Annotated in this window: 20 protein-coding genes and 1 pseudogene; 8 read left to right on the top strand and 13 right to left on the bottom strand. The window is 66.3% G+C overall.

The annotated features are described in order from the left end of the window. Positions 1-170: 170 nt before the first annotated feature. The 7 genes and pseudogenes from RYM47_RS18245 to RYM47_RS18275 all read right to left on the bottom strand — a co-directional run bounded on the left by RYM47_RS18245 (position 171) and on the right by RYM47_RS18275 (position 4,718). Positions 171-596, bottom strand: a complete 426-nt coding sequence (locus RYM47_RS18245) for a hypothetical protein (protein WP_315389810.1) — start codon at positions 594-596, stop codon at positions 171-173. 91 nt (positions 597-687) lie between these two features. Beyond that, a complete protein-coding gene (locus tag RYM47_RS18250) occupies positions 688-1,275 on the bottom strand; it encodes a DUF2884 family protein (RefSeq protein ID WP_315389812.1) in 588 nt (195 codons plus the stop codon). Positions 1,276-1,288: 13 nt separating this feature from the next. Continuing rightward, positions 1,289-2,176 carry a DUF4097 family beta strand repeat-containing protein gene (locus RYM47_RS18255; protein WP_315389813.1) on the bottom strand — a complete coding sequence of 296 codons (888 nt, stop codon included), beginning with the start codon at positions 2,174-2,176 and terminating at the stop codon, positions 1,289-1,291. A 26-nt stretch (positions 2,177-2,202) separates the two neighbouring features. After that, positions 2,203-3,233 (bottom strand): annotated as a pseudogene (locus RYM47_RS18260) (hypothetical protein). Beyond that, a complete protein-coding gene (locus tag RYM47_RS18265) occupies positions 3,230-4,105 on the bottom strand; it encodes an ABC transporter ATP-binding protein (protein ID WP_315389815.1) in 876 nt (291 codons plus the stop codon). Before RYM47_RS18265 ends, RYM47_RS18260 begins: the two are co-directional and overlap by 4 nt. Continuing rightward, on the bottom strand, positions 4,102-4,464 hold the full coding sequence (locus RYM47_RS18270) for a GntR family transcriptional regulator (protein WP_070209529.1): 363 nt from the start codon (positions 4,462-4,464) through the stop codon (positions 4,102-4,104). Before RYM47_RS18270 ends, RYM47_RS18265 begins: the two co-directional genes overlap by 4 nt. A gap of 2 nt (positions 4,465-4,466) precedes the next feature. After that, positions 4,467-4,718 (bottom strand): hypothetical protein, encoded by a 252-nt coding sequence (locus RYM47_RS18275; protein WP_315389818.1) that lies wholly within the window; start codon positions 4,716-4,718, stop codon positions 4,467-4,469. Positions 4,719-5,052: 334 nt separating this feature from the next. Here RYM47_RS18275 and RYM47_RS18280 point away from each other — a divergent pair, with 334 nt between their 5' ends. From RYM47_RS18280 to RYM47_RS18305, 6 genes are all read left to right on the top strand, one after another. Beyond that, on the top strand, positions 5,053-5,595 hold the full coding sequence (locus RYM47_RS18280; protein WP_315389841.1) for a glutathione peroxidase: 543 nt from the start codon (positions 5,053-5,055) through the stop codon (positions 5,593-5,595). An 83-nt stretch (positions 5,596-5,678) separates the two neighbouring features. Further along, a complete protein-coding gene (locus RYM47_RS18285; protein WP_315389820.1) occupies positions 5,679-6,659 on the top strand; it encodes an FKBP-type peptidyl-prolyl cis-trans isomerase in 981 nt (326 codons plus the stop codon). A gap of 23 nt (positions 6,660-6,682) precedes the next feature. Beyond that, positions 6,683-8,032: a UDP-glucose/GDP-mannose dehydrogenase family protein gene (locus tag RYM47_RS18290; RefSeq protein ID WP_315389821.1), complete on the top strand. Its 1,350-nt coding sequence runs from the start codon at positions 6,683-6,685 to the stop codon at positions 8,030-8,032. Next, positions 8,025-8,264, top strand: a complete 240-nt coding sequence (locus RYM47_RS18295; protein WP_070208808.1) for a SlyX family protein — start codon at positions 8,025-8,027, stop codon at positions 8,262-8,264. The genes RYM47_RS18290 and RYM47_RS18295 overlap by 8 nt, the downstream gene beginning before the upstream one ends. Before the next feature lie 13 nt (positions 8,265-8,277). Beyond that, positions 8,278-8,985: a DUF2058 family protein gene (locus RYM47_RS18300; RefSeq protein ID WP_315389826.1), complete on the top strand. Its 708-nt coding sequence runs from the start codon at positions 8,278-8,280 to the stop codon at positions 8,983-8,985. A gap of 84 nt (positions 8,986-9,069) precedes the next feature. After that, positions 9,070-11,109 carry an acyltransferase family protein gene (locus tag RYM47_RS18305; RefSeq protein WP_315389827.1) on the top strand — a complete coding sequence of 680 codons (2,040 nt, stop codon included), beginning with the start codon at positions 9,070-9,072 and terminating at the stop codon, positions 11,107-11,109. A 231-nt stretch (positions 11,110-11,340) separates the two neighbouring features. On the opposite strand, the gene RYM47_RS18310 is transcribed toward RYM47_RS18305, so the two are convergent. The 4 genes from RYM47_RS18310 to RYM47_RS18325 are packed head-to-tail and all read right to left on the bottom strand — an operon-like array spanning position 11,341 to position 17,236. Next, positions 11,341-12,525 (bottom strand): MFS transporter, encoded by a 1,185-nt coding sequence (locus RYM47_RS18310; RefSeq protein ID WP_315389828.1) that lies wholly within the window; start codon positions 12,523-12,525, stop codon positions 11,341-11,343. Continuing rightward, positions 12,522-15,209, bottom strand: a complete 2,688-nt coding sequence (gene metH, locus RYM47_RS18315; RefSeq protein WP_315389830.1) for a methionine synthase — start codon at positions 15,207-15,209, stop codon at positions 12,522-12,524. The genes RYM47_RS18310 and metH overlap by 4 nt, the downstream gene beginning before the upstream one ends. Further along, entirely contained in the window at positions 15,206-16,294 is a 1,089-nt protein-coding gene (locus tag RYM47_RS18320) for a homocysteine S-methyltransferase family protein (RefSeq protein WP_315389832.1), read from the bottom strand. Before RYM47_RS18320 ends, metH begins: the two co-directional genes overlap by 4 nt. 12 nt (positions 16,295-16,306) lie before the next feature. Beyond that, the gene (locus RYM47_RS18325) at positions 16,307-17,236 is read right to left on the bottom strand and encodes a metalloregulator ArsR/SmtB family transcription factor (RefSeq protein ID WP_070208802.1); all 930 of its coding nucleotides are present in this window, start codon (positions 17,234-17,236) and stop codon (positions 16,307-16,309) included. Positions 17,237-17,381: 145 nt separating this feature from the next. Between RYM47_RS18325 and RYM47_RS18330 the strand changes: the two genes are divergently transcribed. After that, a complete protein-coding gene (locus RYM47_RS18330) occupies positions 17,382-18,530 on the top strand; it encodes an acyl-CoA dehydrogenase family protein (protein WP_315389837.1) in 1,149 nt (382 codons plus the stop codon). Positions 18,531-19,262: 732 nt separating this feature from the next. Here the strand turns inward: RYM47_RS18330 and RYM47_RS18335 are convergent. Both RYM47_RS18335 and RYM47_RS18340 read right to left on the bottom strand, forming a co-directional pair. Then, positions 19,263-22,436 (bottom strand): multidrug efflux RND transporter permease subunit, encoded by a 3,174-nt coding sequence (locus RYM47_RS18335; protein ID WP_315389838.1) that lies wholly within the window; start codon positions 22,434-22,436, stop codon positions 19,263-19,265. A gap of 15 nt (positions 22,437-22,451) precedes the next feature. Then, on the bottom strand, positions 22,452-23,726 hold the full coding sequence (locus RYM47_RS18340; protein ID WP_315389839.1) for an efflux RND transporter periplasmic adaptor subunit: 1,275 nt from the start codon (positions 23,724-23,726) through the stop codon (positions 22,452-22,454). A 576-nt stretch (positions 23,727-24,302) separates the two neighbouring features. On the opposite strand from RYM47_RS18340, the gene RYM47_RS18345 reads away from it, so the two are divergent. Continuing rightward, positions 24,303-24,682 (top strand): glutamate dehydrogenase N terminal-domain containing protein (locus RYM47_RS18345; protein ID WP_315389840.1); only part of this gene is annotated, 380 nt, incomplete at its 3' end.

Consider the following 24,682-nt stretch of genomic DNA (forward strand, 5'->3'; position numbering starts at 1 on the left):
GGGTTTACGGCGTCCCCCACAAACCCACCCCCGACGGCCCTGACCAGGGAGACCCGGCAGCTCAAGGCTGTTCGCCTGAATCCAACAGCAGCCGGGCAGAGCCCGGCTCTACCAGGATTGCAACCACGTCGCAGCCGGGCAAGGCCCGGCTCTACCAACAGGGCCCTGCGTCAGCGGCGGTCTGCCATCAGGTTGTCGAACGTCTCGGTGTAGCCCTTGAACTCGGGAATGCGGGTGACGATGTCGGCCGGAATCGGCTGCATGCCCGGCGGGACCACGATCTTTACCGCGCGCTTGTCCGGATCATGCGGCGCGTCCACCAGCGTGTTCTGGCGCAGCACCTGCAGCTGGCCGAACATGTTCTGCAGCAGCGCCTGCTGGCTGGCGTCCAGCGGAATCTCGATCTCGTCCACCTTCATGTGCCCGTTCGGCAGGATGATCAGGTTCGGCGCCGGCGCCCGGCGCACCGTGACCATGCCGTCGCTGACCGTGATCTTCGGTTTGCTGCGTTCCGCGCGGTGGTTGCGGTACTCCTGGTCGCAGCCGGTGGCGGCCACGCAGAACAGGGCGAACAGCAGCAGGCACAACTTCTTCATGGCGGGAGAACAACGAAAAAGGGGAGGACTAGTGTAGTCCTTCCCCCGTCCCGATGGCCTGACTGCGACCGAACGTCGCAGGCTGCCGCGGTCAGCTGTGGCAGTCGTCGATGTCGCTCTGGTCCATCGTCGCGTACGGCTTGAAGGCCGGCAGCGCCGCCGCCAGCGCCTGCTGCTTGGCCATCATCACCGGCAGCAGGCCACACAGCTTCTTGGCGCTGGCCTCGATCTTGGCGGCCTCGGCGTTCACCTTCTCCTCGATGCCCTGGGTGTCGCCCGAGAACACCCCGCGCAGGGCCTCGCCGGCCGCCTTCACGCCGAGGCTGGCGCCGGCCACGCCGATGTCCATGCCCGCGCCTGCCAGGGCTTCGACCTGCTTGCGGTAGTCCAGCAGCAGGGCACGCTGGTGCGCGTCCACGGTCACCGCCTTGCCGTTGATCAGCAGGTCGCCCTGCGGCGTGATCTCGGCCTTCTCCGCCTGGTCGTTGGAGATGTTGATGTTGCCCTGGGCGATTTCCACACGCGCCTTGTCGGTGGCGGCCTTGACCTTTCCGCCGATCGAGTCGGCGTCCACCACCGGCTTGCCGGCGGCGGGATCGGCCTTGTTGGACTCGCCATTGCTGCAGGCCGCCAGGGGCAGGCACAGCAGCAGCGCGGGCAGCAGCAGTCGGGTTTTCATGGGTGTGCTCTCCTTATTTCCCACGCGGCAGCTGGACGCGGCCGCGCACGTTGCTGTCATTGATATCGCCGCTGCCACTGTTGGCCACGGTCAGGTCGCCGCCAACATCGCGCACTGTCACGTCGCCCGAACCGTGCCGGTCCACCGTGACGCTGCCGCCGACATCGCGTGCCTCGAAGTCGCCCGATCCGATGTTGCCCAGGCTCACGTTGCCCTTGACCTGGCGCAGATCGACATCGCCCGAACCCACCGTCTTGATGGCGACGTTGCCGGTCACCCCGTCCAGGGTCAGGTCACCCGAGCCGATCGTGCCGACCGTGACATTGCCGCGCAGGTTGCGGGCATCGAAGTCGCCCGAGCCGATCGACAGCAGGTTCAGCGCACCTGCGCCATCCAGCTCCACATCCCCCGAACCAATTGCCGCCGTCACCAGACCCTTGATGTCGCGCAGCTTGATGTCGCCCGAGCCGACATCCGCGCTCAGCGAATGCGCCCCGGTGACCGACGCATCGCCCGAGCCCACCTTCATCTGGATCAGCACGTTGTCCGGAATGGTGCCGCGCAGGTCCAGGTAGGCGTAGCTGTTGCCGCTCATGTTGAACTTCAGGCCCTGGTTCTCGCGGCGCAGGCGCACCACCAGCTTGTCGCCTACCTTCTCCTGGGTCACGGTCAGCTCCGGCAGCCAGTCGGCGTTGGAGGCGCAGGCCCGTCCGCTCAGCTGGGCAGCGCCCGGACCGGCCTGCAGCACCAGGTCGTGCTGGTTGACCTCGAACACCACCGCCTTGGCGCCGGCGACGTCGAGCTTGAGATCGCGCGGTGCGTTGAACTTGCACTGTGGCTCATCGGCCAGTGCGGTCAGCGGCAGCAACAGCAGGGAAGCAATGGCAAGCGTGCGGATCATGGACGGTTCCTCGAAGCAGTGAGGGATCAGATTTCGCCAGCGCGGCGGCGCAGGCGGATGGCGATGATGATGAATACAGCGCCGGCAGCTGCGCCGATCCACAATTCCGGCAGGGCCAGCGCGGCCAGCTGGCTGGACGGCGACAGCGCGGCGGCGATGTTGTCGCTGTCGTGCATCACCGCCTGCAGCTGGTCCTGGCGGTAGAACAGGTCGCTGCCCGGCAGGGTGCCCAGCAGCAGGCGGCCCACGATGTGCTGCCAGAACCAGCCGCTGGTCATGTCGAACAACTGCATGACGCGGGTGGTGCTGACGATGATCCCGGCAAACAGCGGCAGCATCACCGCCCACAGGAACGGCTTGGACTTGGCCAGCGCAGACCACATCAGCAGCCAGCCCACCGTCGGCAGCGCCCACAGCAGGTATACCGGGAGCCAGGCCAGATGGCCGGCCAGGAAGGCCAGCGGGCTCGCCGGGCCCCAGATCAGGGTCATCGGGTTGCCGCCGTGGGTCATCACGATCACCGACAGGATCGCCAGGAAGCCGACCATGGTCAGCACCGACGCGATCACCGCGATCACCGGGCCACCAGCAGCGCGCTCAGCGCCTTGGACAGCACGGTCTGGGTGTCCGACAGCGGCAGCGACTTCCAGAACAGGATGCTGCGGTCGCGGCGGTCGTCATACAGCGCACCCAGGCAGTAGAAGAACACCACGAAAGCCAGCACCACGAACGGCCACAGCGAGCTCAGCACCAGCGTCGCGTCCAGTGCATTGCCGAGGTCGGCCATGTTCTTGGCATCCAGGTGCTCGGTCAGCAGTTTCAGGTCCAGGCCGTTGATGCTGACCTTGGTGTTGTCGATGTGCAGGTCGCCGTTGGCAGCTGCACGGCGCAGGCCCCACAGCCCGATCAGGATGCCGATCAGGCTCATCACCAGCGAAATGCCGCCGGCAATCAGCGGTGCCCACAGGAAACCGCCGCGGTTTTCCCAGTACTCGCGCTTGAGCAGCCACTTGAAGGTGCTGGCCTTGCTGATCGGATGGTAGTGGACGGTGTTCATGCGTAGGTTCCCTTCATGATGGCCACGAACAGATCCGCCAGCCCCGGGCTGCGGATTTCGCCAAGCGGCGTGAGCTGGGCGCGCGGCACCCCGTCGAACAGCAGTACGGTCTTGCCAAAGGGCAGGCTGCGCTCGTCGATCGGACCCAGCGCACGGGCCGCGTCCAGCGTCTCGGCCGAGACCAGCACTTCGGTGTAGCGCTCGCCGACCTCTTCCATGTCGGCGGTCAGCACGATGCGGCCGTCGCGGATGAACATCACGTCGGTCAGGATGTGCTCGATCTCTTCCACCTGGTGGGTGGTCACGATGATCGTCTTCTGCTCGTCGAAGTAGTCTTCCAGCAGGCGCTGGTAGAACTCCTTGCGGTACAGGATGTCCAGGCCCAGGGTCGGCTCGTCCAGCACCAGTACCTTGGCGTCGATGGCCATCACCAGCGCCAGGTGCAGCTGCACGATCATGCCCTTGGACAGTTCGCGCACGCGCTGGCGCGGCTGCAGCTTGGTCGCCGCCAGGAAACGCTCGCAGCGGGCGCGGTCGAAGCGCGGGTGGACACCGGCCACGAAGTCGATCGCGTCGCGCACCTTCATCCAGCGCGGCAGCACCGCCACGTCGGCGATGAAGCACACATCATTCATCAGGGCGTTGCGCTGCACCGTCGGGTCCAGCCCGAGCACGCTCAGCTCGCCGTCCACCGTGGTCAGGCCCAGCAGCGCCTTGAGCAGGGTGGTCTTGCCGGCGCCGTTGGGGCCGATCAGGCCGGTGATCCGGCCCGGGGCGATGGTGAAGCTGGTGTTGTCCAGCGCGAGGGTCTGCTTGTAGGCCTTGCGCAGGCCACGGGCGGAGATGACGACATCACTAGCAACGGCATTCATGAGGATTTCCCCTGGGGCAGCAATTCGTCGAGATGCAGGCCCAGGCGCTGGATGCGCTCCAGGACCAGCGGCCATTCTTCATTGAGGAAGCGGTCGCGTTCGCTGCTGCGCAGCTGGGTGGCGGCTTCCTCGGTCATGAACATGCCGAGGCCGCGGCGCTTTTCGACCAGGCCTTCGTCGGCCAGTTCCTGGTAAGCGCGCGACACGGTGATCGGGTTGAGCTGGTACTCGGCGGCCACCTGTCGAACCGAAGGCAACGCATCGCCGGGCTTGATGATGCTGTCGAGCATCATGGCGATCACGCGTTCCTTCAGCTGACGGTAGATCGGAGCACCATCGCTCCATTGGATATCGCTCATGGTCAGCTCCGTGGGTTCAGCGACTGTGCGAATGAGAAGTAAGGCATGGACAGGGAGCTGTGCAGCCGGCGGGGAGGCGTGGGGGCGCCGTCGGCGGTCCCTGCCTTGATGACGCCTGCGTCCTGCGGGCCTTCAAACGCACCGGTGGCGGTATCGCTGCCACGGTCACCGGCGGGGATGCTGAACCAGCCCAGCAACAGCAGCGCGGACGCGGCTGTAAGGGCTTTGGCGGAGTGGTGGCGCATGCGGTTCATGGGCTTCCCCTGCATCAGGTGACTGGTGTTGTATGCAACTATAACACCGACACGCCGATGTGCAATACCCGACACGCCCCAACTGATGGCAGGGGTGTGACACGACCTGAATGCGAAATGCAAGGTGTTGATTCAACACATGAAATATCCCTGTCATCGCCTTCATTTTCACTCCTGGGCATTCAGCTACGGGAGCGAAATCCCCGGTGATATAGTCCGCGTGCGCCCTGCACAGCAGGTTTTTCCGCCTCGATCCGGAGTTTTTGCGATGTCCCATCCGTCTTCCGCGCTGCCCCCGTACCCCGCCGTCCGCTCGCGCACCCGTCGCTGGGGCATGGGCCTGCTGCTGGTGGGCCTGCTGGGCACCGCTTCGGTCCACGCGGCCGACCTTCTCGACGTCAGCTACCGGCCGTTGGCGGGCAAGGCGGAAGTGAACCTGGAAAAGACCTACGGCGGCAAGGTGCTGCTGGTGGTCAACACTGCCAGCAAGTGCGGCTATACCCCGCAGTACGAGGCCCTGGAGGCGTTGCAGAAGAAGTACGCCGCACGCGGTTTCTCGGTGCTGGGCTTCCCGTCCAACGACTTCAAGGGCCAGGAGCCGGGCAGCGAGAAGGAGATCCAGGAATTCTGCACGCTGACCTATGGTGTGAAGTTCCCCATGTTCCAGAAGGTGCAGGTCACCGGGCCGGACGCCACGCCGCTGTATCAGCGACTGACCGCCGCTACCAAGGTCGCGCCGGGCTGGAACTTCCATAAGTACCTGATCGGGCGGGATGGCAAGGTGGTCGCCCAGTTCCCCAGCAAGGTCACCCCGGATGACCCGGCTCTGGTCGCTGCGCTCGAACGTGAGCTGTCTGTCACGCCTGCGAAGCGCTGACAGCCTCGACATCTCGCACGTGCGTGCGACAATGCCGGATTCGCGCCGACGTCGGCGTCCAGTAACTTCCAGGAATGCAGCGAATGAAGATGGGAATGCGCGGCGCCGCGGCGTCGGTTCTGATTCTGGCGATGGGTGCCACCGGTACCGTGATGTCGCAACAACCGGCTGCAGGTGCAGCCGCAAAGGAGACTTCGACCTTGACCTCCCAGCGTGAAAACGTCAGCTACGCCATTGGTATGGACGTAGCGAACTCGTTCGCCCCGATCGCCGACGAAATCGATCTGGCCGCCCTGCGCCGCGCGGTGAACAACGCCTTCGACGGCAAGCAGCCGCTGATCACCCAGGAAGAAGCGCAGAAGACCGACCAGTCGCTGCGCATGGCCATGGCGGTCAAGAGCGGCCAGCCGGTGCCGGGCATGGCGCCGGGCACCCCCGCACCGAAGGTCGACCGCGAAAAGGTCGGCCTGATGCTGGGCAGCTACGCCGTGGGCCCGTCGCTTGCGCCGCTGAAGGCCGAGCTGGACCTGGACGTGCTGTTCGACGCGGTCAAGACCGCCTTCGCGAAGGGCACCCCGAAGCTCACCGCCGAGCAGGCCAAGTCGACCCTGGAGACCTTCATGGCCGCCAAGCAGGGTGAGATGCAGGCCAAGGAAGCCGCCAAGGCCGGTACCAACCGCACCGAAGGCAACAACTTCCTGGCCAAGAACAAGACCCAGCCGGGCGTGGTCACCACCGCGTCGGGCCTGCAGTACCAGGTGCTGCGTCCGGGTTCGGGCGAGCGCCCGATGCCGACCAGCAAGGTCCGCGTGAACTACGAAGGCAAGCTGCTCGACGGCACCGTCTTCGACAGCAGCTACACCCGCGGCGAGCCGATCGTGTTCGGCCTGGACCAGGTGGTCAAGGGCTGGTCGGAAGGCGTTGCACTGATGCCGGTCGGCGCCAAGTACCGCTTCTGGATCCCGGGCGAACTGGCCTACGGTGAGCAGGGCACGCCGGGCGGCCCGATCGGTCCGAACGCGACGCTGACCTTCGACGTCGAACTGCTGGACGTTCTTCCGTAATCGGAACTGGAGTTACTACGGACATGCGCGTCGCAATTTTCGGTACCGGCTATGTCGGACTGGTCACGGGTACCTGCCTGGCCGATGTCGGCCACCAGGTGGTCTGCGTCGATATCGACCAGGCCAAGGTCGACGGCCTCAACCGTGGCGTCATTCCGATCTACGAGCCGGGCCTGGAGCCGATGGTCAAGGCCAACCATGCCGCCTCGCGGCTGGCCTTCACCACCGACGCCGCCGGGGCGATCGCGCATGGCCAGGTGATCTTCATCGCCGTGGGCACGCCACCGGACGAGGACGGCAGTGCCGACCTGCAGTACGTGCTGGCCGTGGCCCGCACCATCGGCCGGCACATGCGTGTGCCGACCGTGGTGGTGAACAAGTCGACCGTGCCGGTAGGCACGGCCGACAAGGTCCGCGCCGCGATTGCCGAGGTCCTGGCAGAGCGCGGCGAGGAGATCGCCTTCGACGTGGTCTCCAACCCCGAATTCCTCAAGGAAGGCGACGCCGTGGCCGACTGCATGCGGCCGGACCGCATCGTGATCGGCGCCGCCAATGCCGAATCGGTGGCGCTGATGCGCCGCCTGTACGCACCGTTCAACCGCAACCACGACCGCGTGGTGGAAATGGACGTGCGCTCGGCCGAACTGACCAAGTACGCCGCCAACGCCATGCTGGCGACCAAGATTTCGTTCATGAACGAGATCGCCAACATCGCCGAGAAGGTCGGTGCCGACGTAGAGCAGGTCCGCCAGGGCATCGGTTCGGACCCGCGCATCGGCTGGCACTTCATCTACCCGGGCGCCGGTTACGGCGGCTCGTGTTTCCCCAAGGACGTGCAGGCGCTGGCCCGCACCGCGCAGCAGTACGGCCATGAGCCGAAGCTGCTCAACGCGGTGGAAGCGGTCAACGATGCGCAGAAGGGCCATCTCTTCCAGCTGATCCAGCGTCATTACGACCGCGGTGAGGACGAGGGCGTGCGTGGTCGCACCTTCGCGGTGTGGGGCCTGTCGTTCAAGCCGAACACCGACGACATGCGCGAAGCCTCCAGCCGCCGCCTGCTGGCGCAGCTGTGGGAGGGCGGTGCCACCGTGCGCGCCTATGACCCGGAAGCGACCGACGAAGCCCGCCGGATCTTCGGCGAGCGCGACGACCTGGTGTTCTGCGACAGCGCCTACGACGCCATCGACGGCGCCGACGCGCTGGTGGTGGTCACCGAGTGGAAGCAGTTCCGCAGTCCGGATTTCAATCGGCTGCGCGAAACGCTGAAGGACGCCGTGGTGTTCGACGGCCGCAACCTGTACGACCCGCAGGAAATCGAAGCCGCGGGCCTGGCCTACTACGGCATTGGCCGGGGACGTTCGCTGCATGCATGAGTCCACTCCCTCCGCGCGTGAGCAGGCACTGGAAGCGCGCCTGGTCGAGCTTGAAATGCGCGTGTCCTTCCAGGAACAGGCGCTGGCCGAGCTCAGCGAAGCGCTGGCCGACGCCCGTATCGAGGGCAGCCGCAACGCCGACCTGACCCGCCTGCTGCTGGAGGACCTGGGCAAGGTCCGCAACGCGCTGTATTCCGATTCGGGCGAAGAACCACCGCCCCCGCACTACTGATCGACCCAACGTCATGAGCGATACCCTCCGCGACCAGCTGCTGGGCCTGGGCTTCAAGTCCGCGCCCACGCCCGAACGCAAGCCCGATGCCCGCCGCGACGGCCGGCCCCCGAACAAACCGCACGGCGCCCGCCCGCAGGGCAAGGCCGCCGATGGCGCGCGTCCACCGCGCGATGGCCAGCGCCCCGCGCGCGACGGCGACGCCCGTCGTGGCCCGCAGGGCAAGGGTCGCCCCGGTGGCGGTGCCCGTCCCGGCCAGGGTCAGAACCCCGGCCAGGGCAAGCCGCGTTCGCGCGAGGACATCGACCTGGCCAAGGCCTATGCGATCCGCGCGCAGAAGGAAAAGGACGACCGCATTGAAGCCGAGCGCCTGAAGCAGGAAGAGGCGCGCGTGCGCCGCGAAGCGAAGGCGAAGCTGGACGTGCTGTTGAAGGACAAGGCGCTCAACGACGAGGCCGCCGACATTGCCCGGCACTTCCCGTACGGCGGCAAGATCAAGCGCATCTACGTCACCGCCGAGCAGCTGCGCCAGCTCAACGCTGGCGAACTCGGCGTGCTGCAGAGCAGTGGCCGTTACCTGCTGGTGACCGCTGCGGTGCTCGACGAGGCCGAAGCGGTGTTCGCCCCGTCAGTTGCGCTGCGCGTGGACCCGAACGCACCGGCCGAAGACGACCCCTACGCCGACCCGGCCTACCAGGTACCGGACGACCTGGTCTGGTAAGCGCGTAACCGCCCCATGTAATGCCACCTGACGGCGTGCGCGACACGCCGTGGGGAAACAGGAGTGTGCATGCAGGAAAGCCAAGTGCGACAAGCCTACGTCCCACACATCGACGGCCTGCGTGCCGTCGCCGTGCTGTCGGTGATCCTGTACCACCTCAAGGCCAGCTGGCTGCCCGGTGGCTTTACCGGCGTGGACGTGTTTTTCGTGATCTCCGGCTTCGTGGTCAGCGCGTCGGTCGACCGACTCCCTGCCGTTGGCGGCTGGCAGGGCCTGCTGCGTTTCTACGCGCGGCGCATCCGCCGGATCGTGCCGGCGCTGGTGGTCTGCCTGCTGGTCACCGCACTGCTCAGCGCGCTGTTCATTCCCGAATCCTGGCTCAGCGAGACCAGCGACAAGACCGGCCGTCGCGCGTTCTTCGGACTCAGCAACTGGGTACTGGCCAGCACCGGCAACGACTACTTCTCGCCGCGCACCGAATTCAATCCGTACACCCACACCTGGTCGCTGGGCGTGGAGGAACAGTTCTACCTGCTGTTCCCGCTGCTGTTCCTGGCCTGGGCACGCGGTGGACGCGGCCGCGCGCTGTCGCTGGGCCTGTTCGCGCTGGCCACGCTGGCGTCGCTGGCCTACGCGCTGCGCCTGGTCGGGCAGGGCGGCCAGGAAATCCAGGCGTTCTATGTGACCACCACCCGGTTCTGGCAGCTGGGCGTGGGTGTGCTGCTGTACCAGGCGATGACGCTGGCCGGGCGCTTCAACGCGGTAGCGGTGACACGTGGGTTGTCATGGCGTTCGCCCGTGCTGCTGCTCGCGGTGGCGGCGCTCGGGTATGGCCTGTGGGCCGCGCGCCCGGGACACTCGCCGTGGCCGGACGGACTGTGGCCGGTGCTGTCCACGCTGGTGCTGCTGGCCGTGCTGCACGGCCACCCGCAGGGCTGGACCGGGCGCGCGCTGTCCAGCGCGCCGATGGTGTGGGTCGGCAAGCTCTCGTATTCGCTGTACCTGTGGCACTGGCCGGTATTCGTGCTGTTCCGCTGGACCGTGGGGCTGGAGACCGTGGCCAATGGCGCCGTTGCCGTGGCCCTGGTGTTCGCGCTGGCCTGGCTGTCCTGGCGCTGGGTGGAGCAGCCGCTGCGGCATGGCGCGCGTGGCCCGCGTACGAACGGTCGCTGGGTAGTGCTGGGGCTGGCCGTGCTGGTGCTCGGCGCCGGGCTGCAGTCGGCGCTGGTCAAGCATCAGCGGCACTACTCGCTCAGTACGGTCAGCCGGCATCCGCTGGACTGGTATCCGTACGCGAAGGGACTGAAGAAGGAAGTGCCGGACTGCCAGGTTGTCGAGTCGCACATTCCGGTGGCCGGCGGCCAGGCGCGCCTGCTGCAGCGGGGCGAATGCCCGGGCGGGGCTGGCGTGGGGAACGTGCTGTTCGTCGCCGGCGATTCGCACGCGTTGGTCTACAACGAACTGCTGCGCCGCAAGGTAGTGCAGGACGGCGGCCAGGTGCGCCTGTACGGCAGCGGCGGCTGTGCGCTGGTCGGGATGCAGGCGTGGCGTGGGCCGAATCCGGCCTGCGATGCCTACACCCGCAACGTGCTGGACGACATCCTGGCCACCGCGCGCGCAGGCGACGTGCTGTTCCTGCCCGGCCTGCGCGTGCCGCGCCTGGCCGAGCAGTACCAGCTGTTCGACATCGCGCAGGTGCAGGCCGAGCTGGCCAGCCCGGCGGCGGTGAGCGGCCGCGCGGGTGAAGTCGCCGCGGCAATCGAACAGCTGCGACCGTTGGCCGAACGCGGCGTGCGCATTGTGTTCGAAGCCCCCAAGCCCGTGCTGCCGGCGCCACCGTACCGCTGTTCGGATGCGTTCAACCGGCACAACCCGATCTGCGTGAACGGCCTGACGATCGCGCGCGCGCAGACCGAAGCCATGCGCGCCCCGGTGCTGGACAGCCTCAAGCAGGTGGCTGCAGCACTGCCCGGCGCGAGCGTATGGGATCCGCTTCCACTGCTGTGCCCGGGCGAAGTGTGCAAGCCCGACCTGGATGGCCGGCCGCTGTATTTCGACGGTGACCATCTGAGCGGTTACGGCAACCGTGTCTTGTTGCCATCCTTCCGCGAGCAGGTGAGATAACCGCGACGGTGAGCGCTTTGCGGTAGGGTCGGTTCCCGAACGACCGCCGATAACCCTGCAACGTTCATTGACGCATGGACGTGTGGCGAAAACGCGCGCCTTCGTTTCAGGTCATGCGCTACCGAACGCGGCACCCCTATCGGCGGGGCGCTCCTTCGCATCCTGCGAACGCGCCACTCGTGCATCCATGCACGTCGTCGTTTGGGAACCGACCCTACCTCACCCCGTCGATTACCCGGTTTGGCCAATACTCTTCCTGGCCTGCCGCAACAGCGGCAGGCTGATCGCGAAGAAGCAGAGCAGGGCACCTGCCGCGGCGAAACCCGCGCCGGCCAGGAAGGCGGTGCGGCCGTTGTCGATGACCCACAGCTGCCCGGCGATCAATGCGCCGAGCACGCCGCCAACGCCTGACGAGAATCCGTACAACAGCCCTTGGCCATGCCCATTGAGCCGGCCCGGGAAATACGTGGCCAGCATCTGCATCGCTGCGGCGAAGAACGCGGCGAACCCCAGCGCGTGCGCGGTCTGCGCCACCAGCATCACCCCCAGGTGCTGCGGGAACAGCGCGGTGACCGTCCAACGCACGGTTGAGCTCAGCAGCGCGATCAGCAACATCCAGCTGGCGTCGTACCGACGGAAGAAGCGGCCGATGGTGAAGAAGACCGCCACCTCGAACACCACCCCGATCGTCCACAGCAGGCCCAGGGTGGAGGTCGCATACCCGTGGTGGTCCATGTACACCGAGAAGAACGTGTAGTACGGCCCGAACGAGAGCTGTTCCATGAACGCGGCGAGGAAGAACGCCAGCACCTGCGGCTTGCGCACGATCTGCCAGAAGCCGCTGGCATCGCCGTCGGCACGATGGAAGTCGCGCGCGTAGCGGTTGGCGAACGAGGAGGCCACCAGCAGCGCGAACAGCGGCAGCATCAACCACGGCAGCACACCCGCGCTGCGGCCCTCCAGGAACCAGCCAAAGCCCATCACCACCGCGATGAAACCCAGCGAGCCCCAGACCCGGATCAGCCCGTAGCGGTGGCTGTCGTTGCCCAGGTGGGTCAGCGTGATCGACTCGAACTGCGGCATCACCGCGTTGTAGAAAAAGCAGAACACCACCATCGCCGGGTACATCCATGGCTGTGGCAGCGGCAGCAGGAACGCGCAGAAGGTCAGCAGGGTGAGCACGCTGCCGATGCGGAGCCAGCGGATCGGATCGCGCGACGCCGCTGCGATCGAGGTCCAGGTGGTCGGCGCCACGATGCGGGTGGCGTACCAGATTCCCATCATCACGCTGATCGCGGTCACGCTCATGCCGCGCGCGGTCAGGAACAGCGACCAGTACGGCGTGAACGCGCCCAGCGCCGCGTAATAGAACAGGTAGTAGCTGGAGAGGCGTGCGGCGGGAACAGCGTCGTTCATTCGGGATCGTAATCCAGGTTGGACGCCAGCCAGCGCTCCACCTGCGCCCGATCCACGCCCTTGCGCTTGGCGTAATCCGACACCTGCTCGCGCGTCACCCGCCCAACCACGAAATACTGGCTCTGCGGGTGGCTGAAGTAGTAGCCCGACACGGCCGCAGTCGGCAGCATTGCGAAGCTCTCGGTGAGCTCCATGCCTGCATTCTTTTCCGCATCCAGCAGCCGGAACAGCGTGCCCTTCTCACTATGTTCCGGGCAGGCCGGATACCCCGGCGCCGGGCGGATGCCGCTGTACTGCTCGGCAATCAGCGCCTCGTTGTCCAGCGCCTCGTCCGGCTGGTACCCCCAGTAGTCGGTACGCACCTTCTGATGCAGTCGCTCGGCCAGGGCTTCGGCCAACCGATCCGCCAACGCCTTCAGCAGGATCGCGTTGTAGTCGTCATGGTCGGCCTCGAAGCGCGCCACGTGCGGCTCGATACCGATACCCGCCGTCACCGCGAACGCGCCGATCCAGTCCTGGCGGCCGCTGTCGGCCGGGGCGATGAAGTCGGCCAGGCAGAAGTCCGGGCGTTCCACCGGCTTGTCCACCTGCTGGCGCAGGAAGTGCAGCACGGCAGGGCCATCGTCGGTCTGCAGGTGCACGTCGTCGCCCACGCTGTTGGCCGGCCACAGCCCGAACACCGCCCGGGCGGTGAGCCAGCGCTCGTCGACGATCCGGGTCAGCATCGCGCGCGCGTCGCGGTACAGCTCGCTGGCCTGGGTGCCGACGATCTCATCGGTGAGGATGGCGGGGTACTTGCCGGCCAGCTCCCAGGCCTGGAAGAACGGGGTCCAGTCGATCACCTCGACCAGGTCGGCCAGCGGGTAGTCGTCCAGTACGTGCAGGCCCGGCTTGCGCGGGGCAGGGGGCGTGTAGGTGTCCCAGCCACCGTCGAAGCGCTGCGCGCGGGCCTTGGCCAGGGTCACCAGCCGCTTGGCATCGCCGCGGTTGCGGTGGCGTTGGCGGATGTCGGCGTAGTCGGCCTCGTTGGCAGCCACGAACGCCTCGCGCAGCTCGCTGGAGATCAGCGACTGGGCCACGCCCACCGCGCGCGAGGCGTCTTTCACCCACACCGTCGGCGCCTTGTAGTGCGGGTCGATCTTCAGCGCGGTATGCGCGCGCGAGGTGGTGGCCCCGCCGATCATCAACGGCAGGGTGAAGCCCTGGCGTTCCATTTCGCGGGCGACATGGCTCATTTCTTCCAGCGACGGCGTGATCAGTCCGGACAGCCCGATGATGTCGGCGTTCTCGGCGCGGGCCGCGTCCAGGATCTTCTGCGCCGGTACCATCACGCCCAGGTCGACCACCTCGAAGTTGTTGCAGGCCAGGACCACGCCGACGATGTTCTTGCCGATGTCGTGCACGTCGCCCTTGACCGTGGCCATGATGATCTTGCCGTTGCTCTTGGCGGTGTCGCCGCTGCGCGCCTTTTCCGCTTCGATGTACGGCAGCAGGTAGGCCACCGCCTTCTTCATCACGCGCGCGGACTTCACCACCTGCGGCAGGAACATCTTGCCGGCGCCGAACAGGTCGCCGACCACGTTCATGCCGTCCATCAGCGGGCCTTCGATCACATCCAGTGGGCGGCTGGAGGCCTGTCGGGCCAGTTCGGTGTCCTCTTCCACATAGGCGTCCAGGCCATGCACCAGCGCGTGCGCCAGGCGCTGCGCCACCGGCTTCTCGCGCCAGGCCAGGTCCTCGGTCTTCGCCGCGCCCTTCTTGCCCTTGTAGCGCTCGGCGATTTCCAGCAGGCGCTCGGTGGCGTCGCTGCGGCGGTTGAGGATCACATCCTCCACGCGCTCGCGCAGTTCCGGCTCCAGCTCGTCATAGATCGGCATGGCGCCGGCGTTGACGATGCCCATGTCCATGCCGGCGGCGATGGCGTGGTACAGGAACACCGCATGGATCGCCTGGCGCACGGTTTCGTTGCCACGGAACGAGAACGAGACGTTGGAGACGCCACCGGACACATGGCAGTGCGGCAGGGTGCGCTTGATGATGCGGGTGGCTTCGATGAAGTCCACCGCATAGTTGTCGTGCTCTTCGATGCCGGTGGCGACGGCGAAGATGTTCGGGTCGAAGATGATGTCCTGCGGCGGGAACCCGACCTGGTCGACCAGGATCCGGTAGGCGCGGGTGCAGATCTCCACCTTGCGCGCGCAGGTGTCGGCCTGGCCCTGTTCGTCGAAGGCCATCACCACTGCGGCGGCGCCATACCGCAGCACCTTGCGCGCGTGTTCGATGAACAGCGCTTCGCCTTCCTTGAGCGAGATCGAGTTGACCACGCTCTTGCCCTGCAGGCACTTCAGCCCGGCCTCGATCACGCTCCACTTGGAGGAGTCGACCATCACCGGAATGCGCGCGATGTCCGGCTCGGACATGATCAGGTTGAGGTAGCGGGTCATCGCCTTCTCGGAATCGATCAGGCCCTCGTCCATGTTGACGTCGAGGATCTGCGCGCCGCTGGCGACCTGCTGGCGCGCCACTTCCACGGCTTCCTCGTAGCGCTCTTCCTTGATCAGCTTGCGGAACTGCGCGCTGCCGGTGACGTTGGTGCGCTCGCCGACGTTGACGAACAGCAGGTCCGGGGTGATGACCAGCGGCTCAAGCCCGGACAGGCGGGTGTGGCGGGCAGGCGTGCTCACGCGGCCTGCTCCCGTGGGCCGGGCAGGGCGCGCGGTGGCAGCCCGGCCACGGCCTCGGCAATGGCGCGGATATGGTCGGGGGTGGAGCCGCAGCAGCCGCCGACCAGGTTCAGCAGGCCGTCCTGCGCGAAGCCGCGCAGGGTGGCGGCCATCTCGTCCGGGGTCTCGTCGTACTCGCCGAAGGCGTTGGGCAGGCCAGCGTTGGGGTGGGCGCTGACATAGCAGTCGGCGACCTGGCCAAGCGTTTCCACGTGCGGACGCATCGCATCGGCGCCGAGCGCGCAGTTCAGGCCGATCGACAGCGGACGCGAATGCGCCAGCGAGGCATGGAAGGCGTCGGCGGTCTGGCCGGACAGAGTGCGCCCGGAGGCGTCGGTGATCGTGCCGGAGATCATGATCGGCAGCCGCGCGCCGCGTGCGTCGAAGGCTTCCTCGATGGCGAACAACGCAGCCTTGGCGTTCAGCGTGTCGAAGATGGTTTCCACCATCAGCGTGTCGGCGCCGCCGTCGATCAGGCCGTCGATGGCTTCGCGGTAGGTCTCGCGCAGCGCGTCGAAGCTGGTATTGCGGAAGCCGGGATCGTTGACGTCGGGGCTGATCGAGGCGGTGCGGCTGGTCGGGCCGAGCACGCCGATGACGAAGCGTGGCTTGTCAGGGGTGGTGGCTTCGATCGCGTCGCAGCAGGCGCGGGCAACGGCGGCACCGGCCTTGTTGAGCTCATACACCAGGTGCTCGAGGTGGTAGTCGGCCTGGCTCACCGAGGTGGCGTTGAAGGTATTGGTTTCGACCAGGTCGGCACCGGCCTGCAGGTAGGCGGTGTGGATGTCGGCGATGACCTCGGGGCGGGTCAGCAGCAGCAGGTCGTTGTTGCCCTTGAGGTCATGGCCTTCGGGGGTGCCGTGGTCGCAGCCGACGCCATGCTGGTGGTCGAAGCCCTCGGCGAAGCGCTCGCCCCGGTAGTCGGCTTCCTCCAGCCCATGCCGCTGGATCATGGTGCCCATGGCGCCGTCGATGATCAGGATGCGGGTGGCCAGCGCCTCTTCAAGGGCGCGGACACGGTCGGGGTGCAGCCAGGGCAGGGACATCGGGTTACAACCTCACGGCTTGCTGGCGATCAGCGAAATGACTTCGAAGTGCGGCGGACGCTTTTCGCGTGTCACCGTTTCCAGGCTTGAGACGACCAGCCCGGCCTTCTCGGCGAACTTGCGCAGTTCCTTGTCCGAGAAACCCAGGTTGACGTGACCATAGGCTTCGACGGCGGCCTTGTGTTCGTGGCGGGCCAGGCTGCACAGCAGGAGGCGGCCGCCGGAGCGCAGCACGCGCGCGCCTTCGGCCACGGCCTGGGCGGGTTTGGCGGCGTAGGTCAGGGCGTGCATGAGCACGACCAGGTCGAAGCTGCGGTCCTTGAACGGCAAGGCATGCATATCGCCTTCGCGCACCTCGACATTGGCGAGGCGGCGCAGCCGTTCGCTGGCGGCGGCAACCACGCGGGCGCTGGTGTCGATGCAGACGTAGCGCTTCGCGTGCGGGGCGACCAGTTCGGCGAGCACGCCGTCGCCGGAGGCGATGTCGAGCACGTCGCCGGTTTCCAGCAGTGGCAGGGCGGTGCGCGCGAGCGCTTCCCAGGTACGGCCGGGGGAGTAATGGCGTTCCATGTCGCCGGCGACGCTGTCGGCCCAGTTCTGGTCGGCGGCGCGGCTGGCCAGGACGGCGGCTACGCGTTCAGCATCCTGGCGCAGCAGCGGGTCGTCGCTGCCGGTACTCAGGGCATGCCACAATGCGCGCTGCGCCGGGTCGAGCGCGGCGTCGTCGAAGCGGTAGTAGGCGGACACGCCGGCGCGCCGGTCGCGGACCAGGCCGGCTTCCTTGAGCCGGGCCAGGTGGGTCGACACCCGTGGCTGGGCCAGGGTGGTGATGGCCGAGAGCTCGGCCACGGTGAGTTCTTCCTGCTCCAGCAAGGTGAGCAGGCGCACGCGGGTGGCGTCGGCGAACACTTTCAGCCGGACCGACCAGTCCTCGAGATCCATAAATATCTACCTATCGCGATATAGAGATATTTTCGTCGCTCGGCCCCGCTGCGGTCAAGTCGGACCGGAGCGGCCGCCCTCCGCTACAATCGCACCATCCGGTAGCGTATTGTGTTGGCTTGCAGCCAGTATCTGGGAGGGTGTTGTGGATTTCAGTTTCACTGAAGAGCAGCTGATGCTGCAGGACGTTGCGCGCCGCATCGCGCAGGAAAAGATCGCGCCGAGCGCGGAACACCACGACCGTACCGGCGAGTTCCCTCTGGAGAACATCCAGTTGCTGGGCGAGAACGGGCTGATGGGCATCGAAGTGCCGACCGAGTACGGCGGCGCGGGCATGGACCCGATCTCCTATGTGCTGGCGATGGTGGAGGTGGCCGCAGGCGATGCGGCGCATTCGACGATCATGTCGGTGAACAATTCGCTGTTCTGCAGCGGCATCCTGAACTTCGGCAGCGAGGCGCAGAAGCAGAAGTATGTGCGCGCCATTGCCGAAGGCGAGGCGATCGGTGCGTTCGCGCTGACCGAGCCGCAGTCGGGTTCGGACGCGACGGCGATGCGTTGCCGCGCGGTGAAACAGGCCGACGGCACGTACGTGATCAACGGCAAGAAGAGCTGGATCACCTCGGGCCCGGTGGCGAAGTACATCGTGCTGTTCGCGATGACCGATCCGGAGCAGGGCGCGCGCGGCATCACGGCGTTCATGATCGACACGGACAAGGCGGGCTTCCACCGCGGCAAGACCGAGCCGAAGCTGGGCATCCGTGCGTCGGCAACCTGCGAGATCGAGTTCCAGGACTACGTGGCCGACGCGGACGACGTGGTGGGCAAGGAAGGCGAGGGCTTCAAGATCGCGATGGGCGTGCTGGACGCGGGCCGCATCGGCATCGCCTCGCAGGCAATCGGCATCGCGCGTGCGGCGTACGAGGCGACGATTGAGTACGTGAAGGAGCGCAAGGCATTCGGGGCCGCCATAGGCACGTTCCAGATGACCCAGGCGAAGATCGCGGACATGAAGTGCAAGCTGGACGCGGCGCTGCTGCTGACGCTGCGCGCGGCATGGGTGAAGGGGCAGGGCAAGCGTTACAGCAATGAAGCGGCGATTGCCAAGCTGACCGCCTCGGAAGCGGCGATGTGGATCACCCACCAAGCGGTGCAGATCCACGGTGGCATGGGCTATTCCAAGGAAATGCCGCTGGAGCGTTACTTCCGCGACGCCAAGATCACCGAGATCTACGAAGGCACCTCGGAAATCCAGCGCCTGGTGATCGCGCGCAACGAGACCGGTTTGCGCTGATCCGACCCCAAACCGTGCAGTGCATCGGGGCCCTTCGTGGGCCCCGATTGCTTACTGGCATTCGATTTCGCCACGGGCTGGGGTTGCGTAATCACGTAGAGCCGGGCTCTGCCCGGCTGCTGTTGGATTTTGGCGAACAGCCGCCGTCTGCCAAGTACCCCTGGTCAGGGCCGTCGGGTGTAGATTTGTGGGGGACGCTGCAAGTACGTCCATGTAAGCTCAGTCGCCGCATCCATGCGGCTCATGCCCCCTCAAATCCACCCCCGCCGACCCTTCGACAGTGTGTCGCGGGCCACGGGAAAGCGGGCGCGCCGACCTGCGGTCGCCACGATTCGCGGCATGCACTCTTCGGTAGGGTTGGTTCCCAAACAACCGCCGTGAAAAATTCAACGTCCGGTAACGCATGAAAATGGAACGCAAGGCAGTGTCGGCCAGCGGCCGACAACCGCGTTTCCCGCGCGGACCGACGCACTGTCGAGGGGTCGGCGGGGTGGGTTTGTGGGGGAATGAGCGGCATGGATGCCGCGACTTAGCCCCCATGGATGGGTTTACGGCGTCCCCCACAAGCCCACCCCCGACGGCCCCAACCAGGAAAGCCACCCAGACCACGGCTGTTCGCCCAGAACCAACAACAGCCGGGCAGAGCCCGGCGCCACGCAACGTTGGCGATTGCCGCAAAAAAAAAAGGCCCCGGATCGCTCCGGGGCCTTTCGTATTACACCTTGATGCTCATCAACGATCCGGACGATGCACCGTATTCGCGTCGCCCTGGCGTTCCAGGAACTCCTTGGACGGTTCGTCCAGCTTGTCGCCGAGCATGCGGCGGACCACCACGAAGAACACCGGGATCATCAGCAGGCCGAGGAAGGTGGCGAACACCATGCCGCCGATCACGCCGGTACCGATGGCGTGACGCGCGTTCGCGCCCGCACCGGTCGAGATCGCCATCGGAATCACGCCCATGATGAACGCGAACGAGGTCATCAGGATCGGGCGGAAACGCAGGCGCGAGGCCTCGATGGTCGCTTCGCGCAGGTTCTTGCCCGCCGCCCGCTGCTCCACCGCGAACTCCACGATCAGGATCGCGTTCTTCGCCGCCAGGCCGATCACCGTGATCAGGCCGATCTTGAAGTACAGATCGTTCGGCAGCCCGCGTGCCAGCGAGAACGCCAGCGCACCCAGCACGCCCAGCGGCACCACCAGCAGCACCGCCACCGGGATCGACCAGCTCTCATACAGCGCCGCAAGGCACAGGAACACCACCACGATCGACAGCACCAGCAGCAGCGTCGCCGCGTTGCCCGCCAGGATTTCCTGGTAGGACATGCCCGACCAGTCGTAGCCGAAGCCCGCCGGCAGGTCGTCCTGCACGATCCGCTCCATCGCCTGCATCGCCTCGCCCGAACTGCGGCCCGGTGCCTGCGAACCCACGATGTTGATCGCCGAATAGCCGTTGTAGCGGCTCAGCGACGGCGGTGCCGACACCCATTCCGACCGCACCACCGTGCTCAGCGGAATCATCGCCGGCGTCCCGTCTGCATTGGTCTGCAGCGAGCTGGGCGTGTAGAAGCTGTTCAACGACTCCGCCCCGGTCCGGAACGGACCGTCGGCCTGCATCGTCACCCGCTTGATGCGGCCCTGGTAGAAGAAGTCGTTCACGTACACCGGCGCCAGCATCAGCTGGATCGTGCTGTACACGTCCGACACCGACAGCCCCATCGTCTGCGCCTGCACGCGGTCCACGTGCAGCTGCAGCTGCGGCGCGTTTTCCAGGCCGTTCGGGCGCACGCCGACCAGGTGGTCCGGCTTCTGCGCGGCCTGGCCGAGCAGGATGTTGCGGGCCTGGGTCAGCTGTTCGTAACCGGCACCGCTACGGTCCTGCAGCCACATATCGAAGCCGCCGAACTGGCCAAGGCCCTGCACGGTGGGCAGGTTGACCACGAAGATCTGCGCTTCCTTGATGCCGTAGAACGCGCCGTTCATGTTCTGGATGAACTCGGGCGCGGTGAACTTGCGTTCCTCCCACGGCTTCAGGCGGATGAAGCCCATGCCCACGTTCTCGCCGGAACCGACGAAGCTGAAACCGGCCACCTGCAGCATGCCTTCATAGCCATCCTGCTTTTCCAGGATGCCACGCATCTGCGCGAACACTTCGTTGGTCTGGCCCTTGGTCGAGCCCGGCGGCAGCTGCACGATCGCCAGCGCATAGCCCTGGTCTTCTTCCGGCAGGAAGCTGCCCGGCATGCGGGTGAACAGGAAGCCGCACAGTGCGGTCAGTACCACGAACAGGATCATCCAGCGCGGCGCATGGCGCACTGCCGAGGTGATGTGGCCCACATAGGTGTGGCTGATCTTGTCGTAGTACTTGTTGAAGGTGCGGTAGATGATGTTCGGGTTGTCGTTGTGCGTCGGCTTGAGGAAGGTCGCGCACAGCGCCGGGGTGAAGCCCAGGGCCAGGAATGCCGAGAACGCCATCGAGATGGCGATGGTCAGCGCGAACTGCTTGTAGATCTCACCGGCGGCGCCGCCCTGCAGGGCGGACGGGATGAACACCGCAGCCAGCACGACGGTGATCGCCACCACCGCGCCGGTGATCTGGGTCATCGCCTTCTGCGTGGCCGGCTTCGGCGCCAGGCCTTCCTCGGTCATGATGCGTTCGACGTTCTCGATCACCACGATCGCGTCATCGACCACGATGCCGATCGCCAGCACCATCGCGAACAGGGTCAGCTGGTTGATCGTGAAGCCGATCATCCACATGCCCAGGAAGGTACCGAGCAGGGCCACCGGGATGACCAGGGTCGGGATCAGGGTGGCGCGGAAGTTCTGCAGGAAGATCAGCATCACCAGGAACACCAGGAACACTGCCTCGAACAGTGTCTTGACCACTTCCTGGATCGAGATCTTGACGAAGGTGGTGCTGTCGTACGGCGAGAACCAGGTCACCCCAGACGGGAAGCTGGGCTGCAGCTCGTCCATCTTGGCGCGCACCGCATCGGCCACGTTCAGGGCATTGGCGCCCGGCAGCAGCTGGATGGCGAAGGCGCCGGTCGGCTTGCCGTTGTACTGGGTGTCGAAGCCGTAGTTGTTGGCACCGAAGGCAACACGGGCGATGTCCTTCATCAGTACCCGCGAGCCGTCAGGATTCGCGCGCAGGATGATGTTCTCGAACTCCTGCGGCGAACTGAAGCGGCCTTCGGCCGAGACCGTGGCGGTAAAGTGCTGGCCTTCCGGCGACGGGTCCGAACCCAGCGCACCGGCGGCGAACTGCACGTTCTGTGCGCGCACCGCGGCCAGCACCTGGCTGGCCGACAGTCCGTAGCCCTGCATCTTTTCCGGGTTGAGCCAGATGTTCATGGCGTACTCGGAACCGAACTGCTGGGTGCTGCCGACGCCGGGGATACGCGAGACCTGGTCGAGCACGCGCGAGCCGACGATGTCGTTCAGGGCATCACGGTTGATGGCCGGCGTGTCGGACTGCAGCGCGATGACCATCAGGAAGCCGGCGTTGGCCTTGGCCACCACCACGCCCTGCTGGGTCACTTCGGTCGGCAGCCGTGGCGTGGCCAGCGACACCTTGTTCTGCACCTGCACCTGCGCGATGTCCGCGTCGGTGCCGGTTTCGAAGGTCAGGGTGATTTGCGCACGGCCGTTCGAGGCTGATGAGGAGCTGAAGTACAGCAGGTGATCGATACCGGTCAGCTGCTGCTCGATCACCTGGGTGACCGACTTTTCGGTGGTGTCGGCGCTGGCGCCGGGGTAGGTGGCGCTCACCGTCACCTGCGGCGGTGCGATGCTCGGGTAGGACTCCACGCCCAGACCCAGGATCGAGATCACGCCCGCAAGCGAGATCAGGATCGCGACCACCCAGGCGAATACCGGGTGTTCAATGAAAAATTTAGGCATGACGGACGGTTCCCGTTATTGCTTGTTCGGTTCGGCAGCCGGAGCGCCGTCGGAGGGCTTGGCGGCCGCGTCGGCCGGTGCCGCAGCGTCGGCCTGCGCGGCCGGCGCCTGGCCGGCAGCCGCGGGCGCGGCGCCTGCCGGTGCCTGGCCATTGGCGCCCGGTGCACCCGGGGTCCACGGCTTGGCCGTGGCCGGTGCGCCTTCCTTGACCTTCTGCACGCCCGCCACGATCACCTGGTCGCCCGGTTCCAGGCCGCTGCTGACCAGCCAGTTGCTGCCCTGCTGGCCTTCGGTGACCACGTTGCGGCGCAGGACCTTGCCGTCCTTGCCGACCACCATCACGTAGCCGCCGACGGTGTCGCGCTGCAGCGCCTGCAGCGGCACCAGGAACGCATTCTTGCGCTCGCCCAGCACCGCCTGGAAGCTGACGAACGAGCCCGGCAGCAGGATCTTGTCCGGGTTCGGCAGCAGCGCGCGCAGGGTCACTGCGCCGGTGGAGGGGTCGACCACGGCCGAGGAGTAGTCCAGCGTGCCCGGGTGCTCATAGGCGGTGCCGTCGGAAAGCTTGACCGCCACGGTCGACTTGCCGTCGCCGGCCAGCAGCACCGAGCCCTTGGCTTCGGCCTGGCGCAGCTGGGTCAGCTCGTCCGAGCTCATCGAGAAGTTCACGTACAGCGGGTCGAGCTGATCCACGGTGGTCAGCAGGGTGATGTCGCCCTGGCCGACCAGCGCGCCTTCGGTAACCTGCTGCTTGCCGGCGCGGCCGTCGATCGGCGAGGTCACCTGGGCGTAGCCGAGGTTGATCTTCGCGTTGGACAGCGCCGCCTGCGCCTGCTGTACGGCGGCGGCAGACGAGCGTTCGGTGGCTTCGGCGGCATCCAGGTCCGACTTGGAGACGAACTGCTGCGGTGCCAGCGATCGGGCGCGGGCCGCGGCGGCCTTGGCGTTGGCGTAGGTCGCCTGGGCCGAGGCCAGCTCGGCCTGCGAGGCGTTCAATGACGCCTGCAGCGGCGCCGGGTCGATCAGGAACATCACCTGGCCCTGTTTGACGTCCTGGCCTTCCTGGTAGACGCGCTTGAGCAGCACGCCGGGTACGCGGGCACGCACGTCGGCGCTGCGGTACGGCGACAGGCGGCCGACCATCTCACGCTGCAGCGGCAGGGTGCCGGCCTTGGCTTCGATCACGCCCACTTCCGGCGGCGGGGGCGTCTGTTGTTCCGGCTTCTTGCAGGCGGTCAACGCGACGGCGACTGCGCACGTCATGGCGAGGGTGCGGAGTGGGGCGATCATCGGGGGGAACTCCGGTGTTGGTTTGAATGCTGTGGGCGGACCGCGACCGGCGCAACGCACGCGCGAGGGGAGCTGTCCACGGAAATGTCGGCCCACCGGCGCCGCCGCGAGGCGTCTGCACGATGGGGGAAATACGGTACGGCGATCCTGCTCAATAGCAGGTGGCTCATGAAGTGCGGGTCGTCATGTCGGTCGGCGCCGGCGCAGAGTCGTAAAAGAGTCTGTTCAGCGATGTGAAATCCGGCGGCGCCGTTCCACACGCGGTGATCGCGTGCATCCAGCACGGCGGCGGTGGGGGTGGGGGAGCTCACGCGGTGGACTATACCGTCCAGTTCAGAATTGGTGAAGCATGGCTTTCGACACGGTTCGTGATGCGCGTCGTCAAGTTGCCATGTCCAGTGCGGATGCTGGCATGCACACCTTGGATGCAACACGTTCCGTACCTTGGCGCATTGATCGGGTGCGATGTAAACGCCACCCAACCCGAAAAACCTTATTCCGTCCTGCAGCAAGGTGTTTTCGTGCGGTAGGGCTACAATTTCATTTTCCCAACTGGGCAACACGCATCGCTCTGCCATGAAACCGCAAAAAACAGCAGCCAAGACCGTGAAAAAAACGACCAAACCAGCCGATACGCAGACTGTTTCGCCAGTGGGCTTCTCTCTGGAACCGGTGTACACGGCTTTGCGCAAGCGTTACCCGGCGGCCGGGCAGGCCGAGGCAGTGGCGTTCGCCGCAGATTTCTACAAGCGCATGGAAGCGGACGAGTTCCCGCACCACACGGTTGAAGAATGGGCCGCACTGGCCGGCGACACCCTTGAATTCGCCCGCGTGCGCAAGGCCGGCAAGGCCAACGTGCGCGTGTTCAACCCCACCCTGAAGGCCAACGGCTGGGAATCGGCGCACACCGTGCTGCAGATCGTCAACGACGACATGCCGTTCCTGGTCGACACCGT

This window comes from uncultured Stenotrophomonas sp. (assembly GCF_963519125.1).
GTDB lineage: Bacteria > Pseudomonadota > Gammaproteobacteria > Xanthomonadales > Xanthomonadaceae > Stenotrophomonas.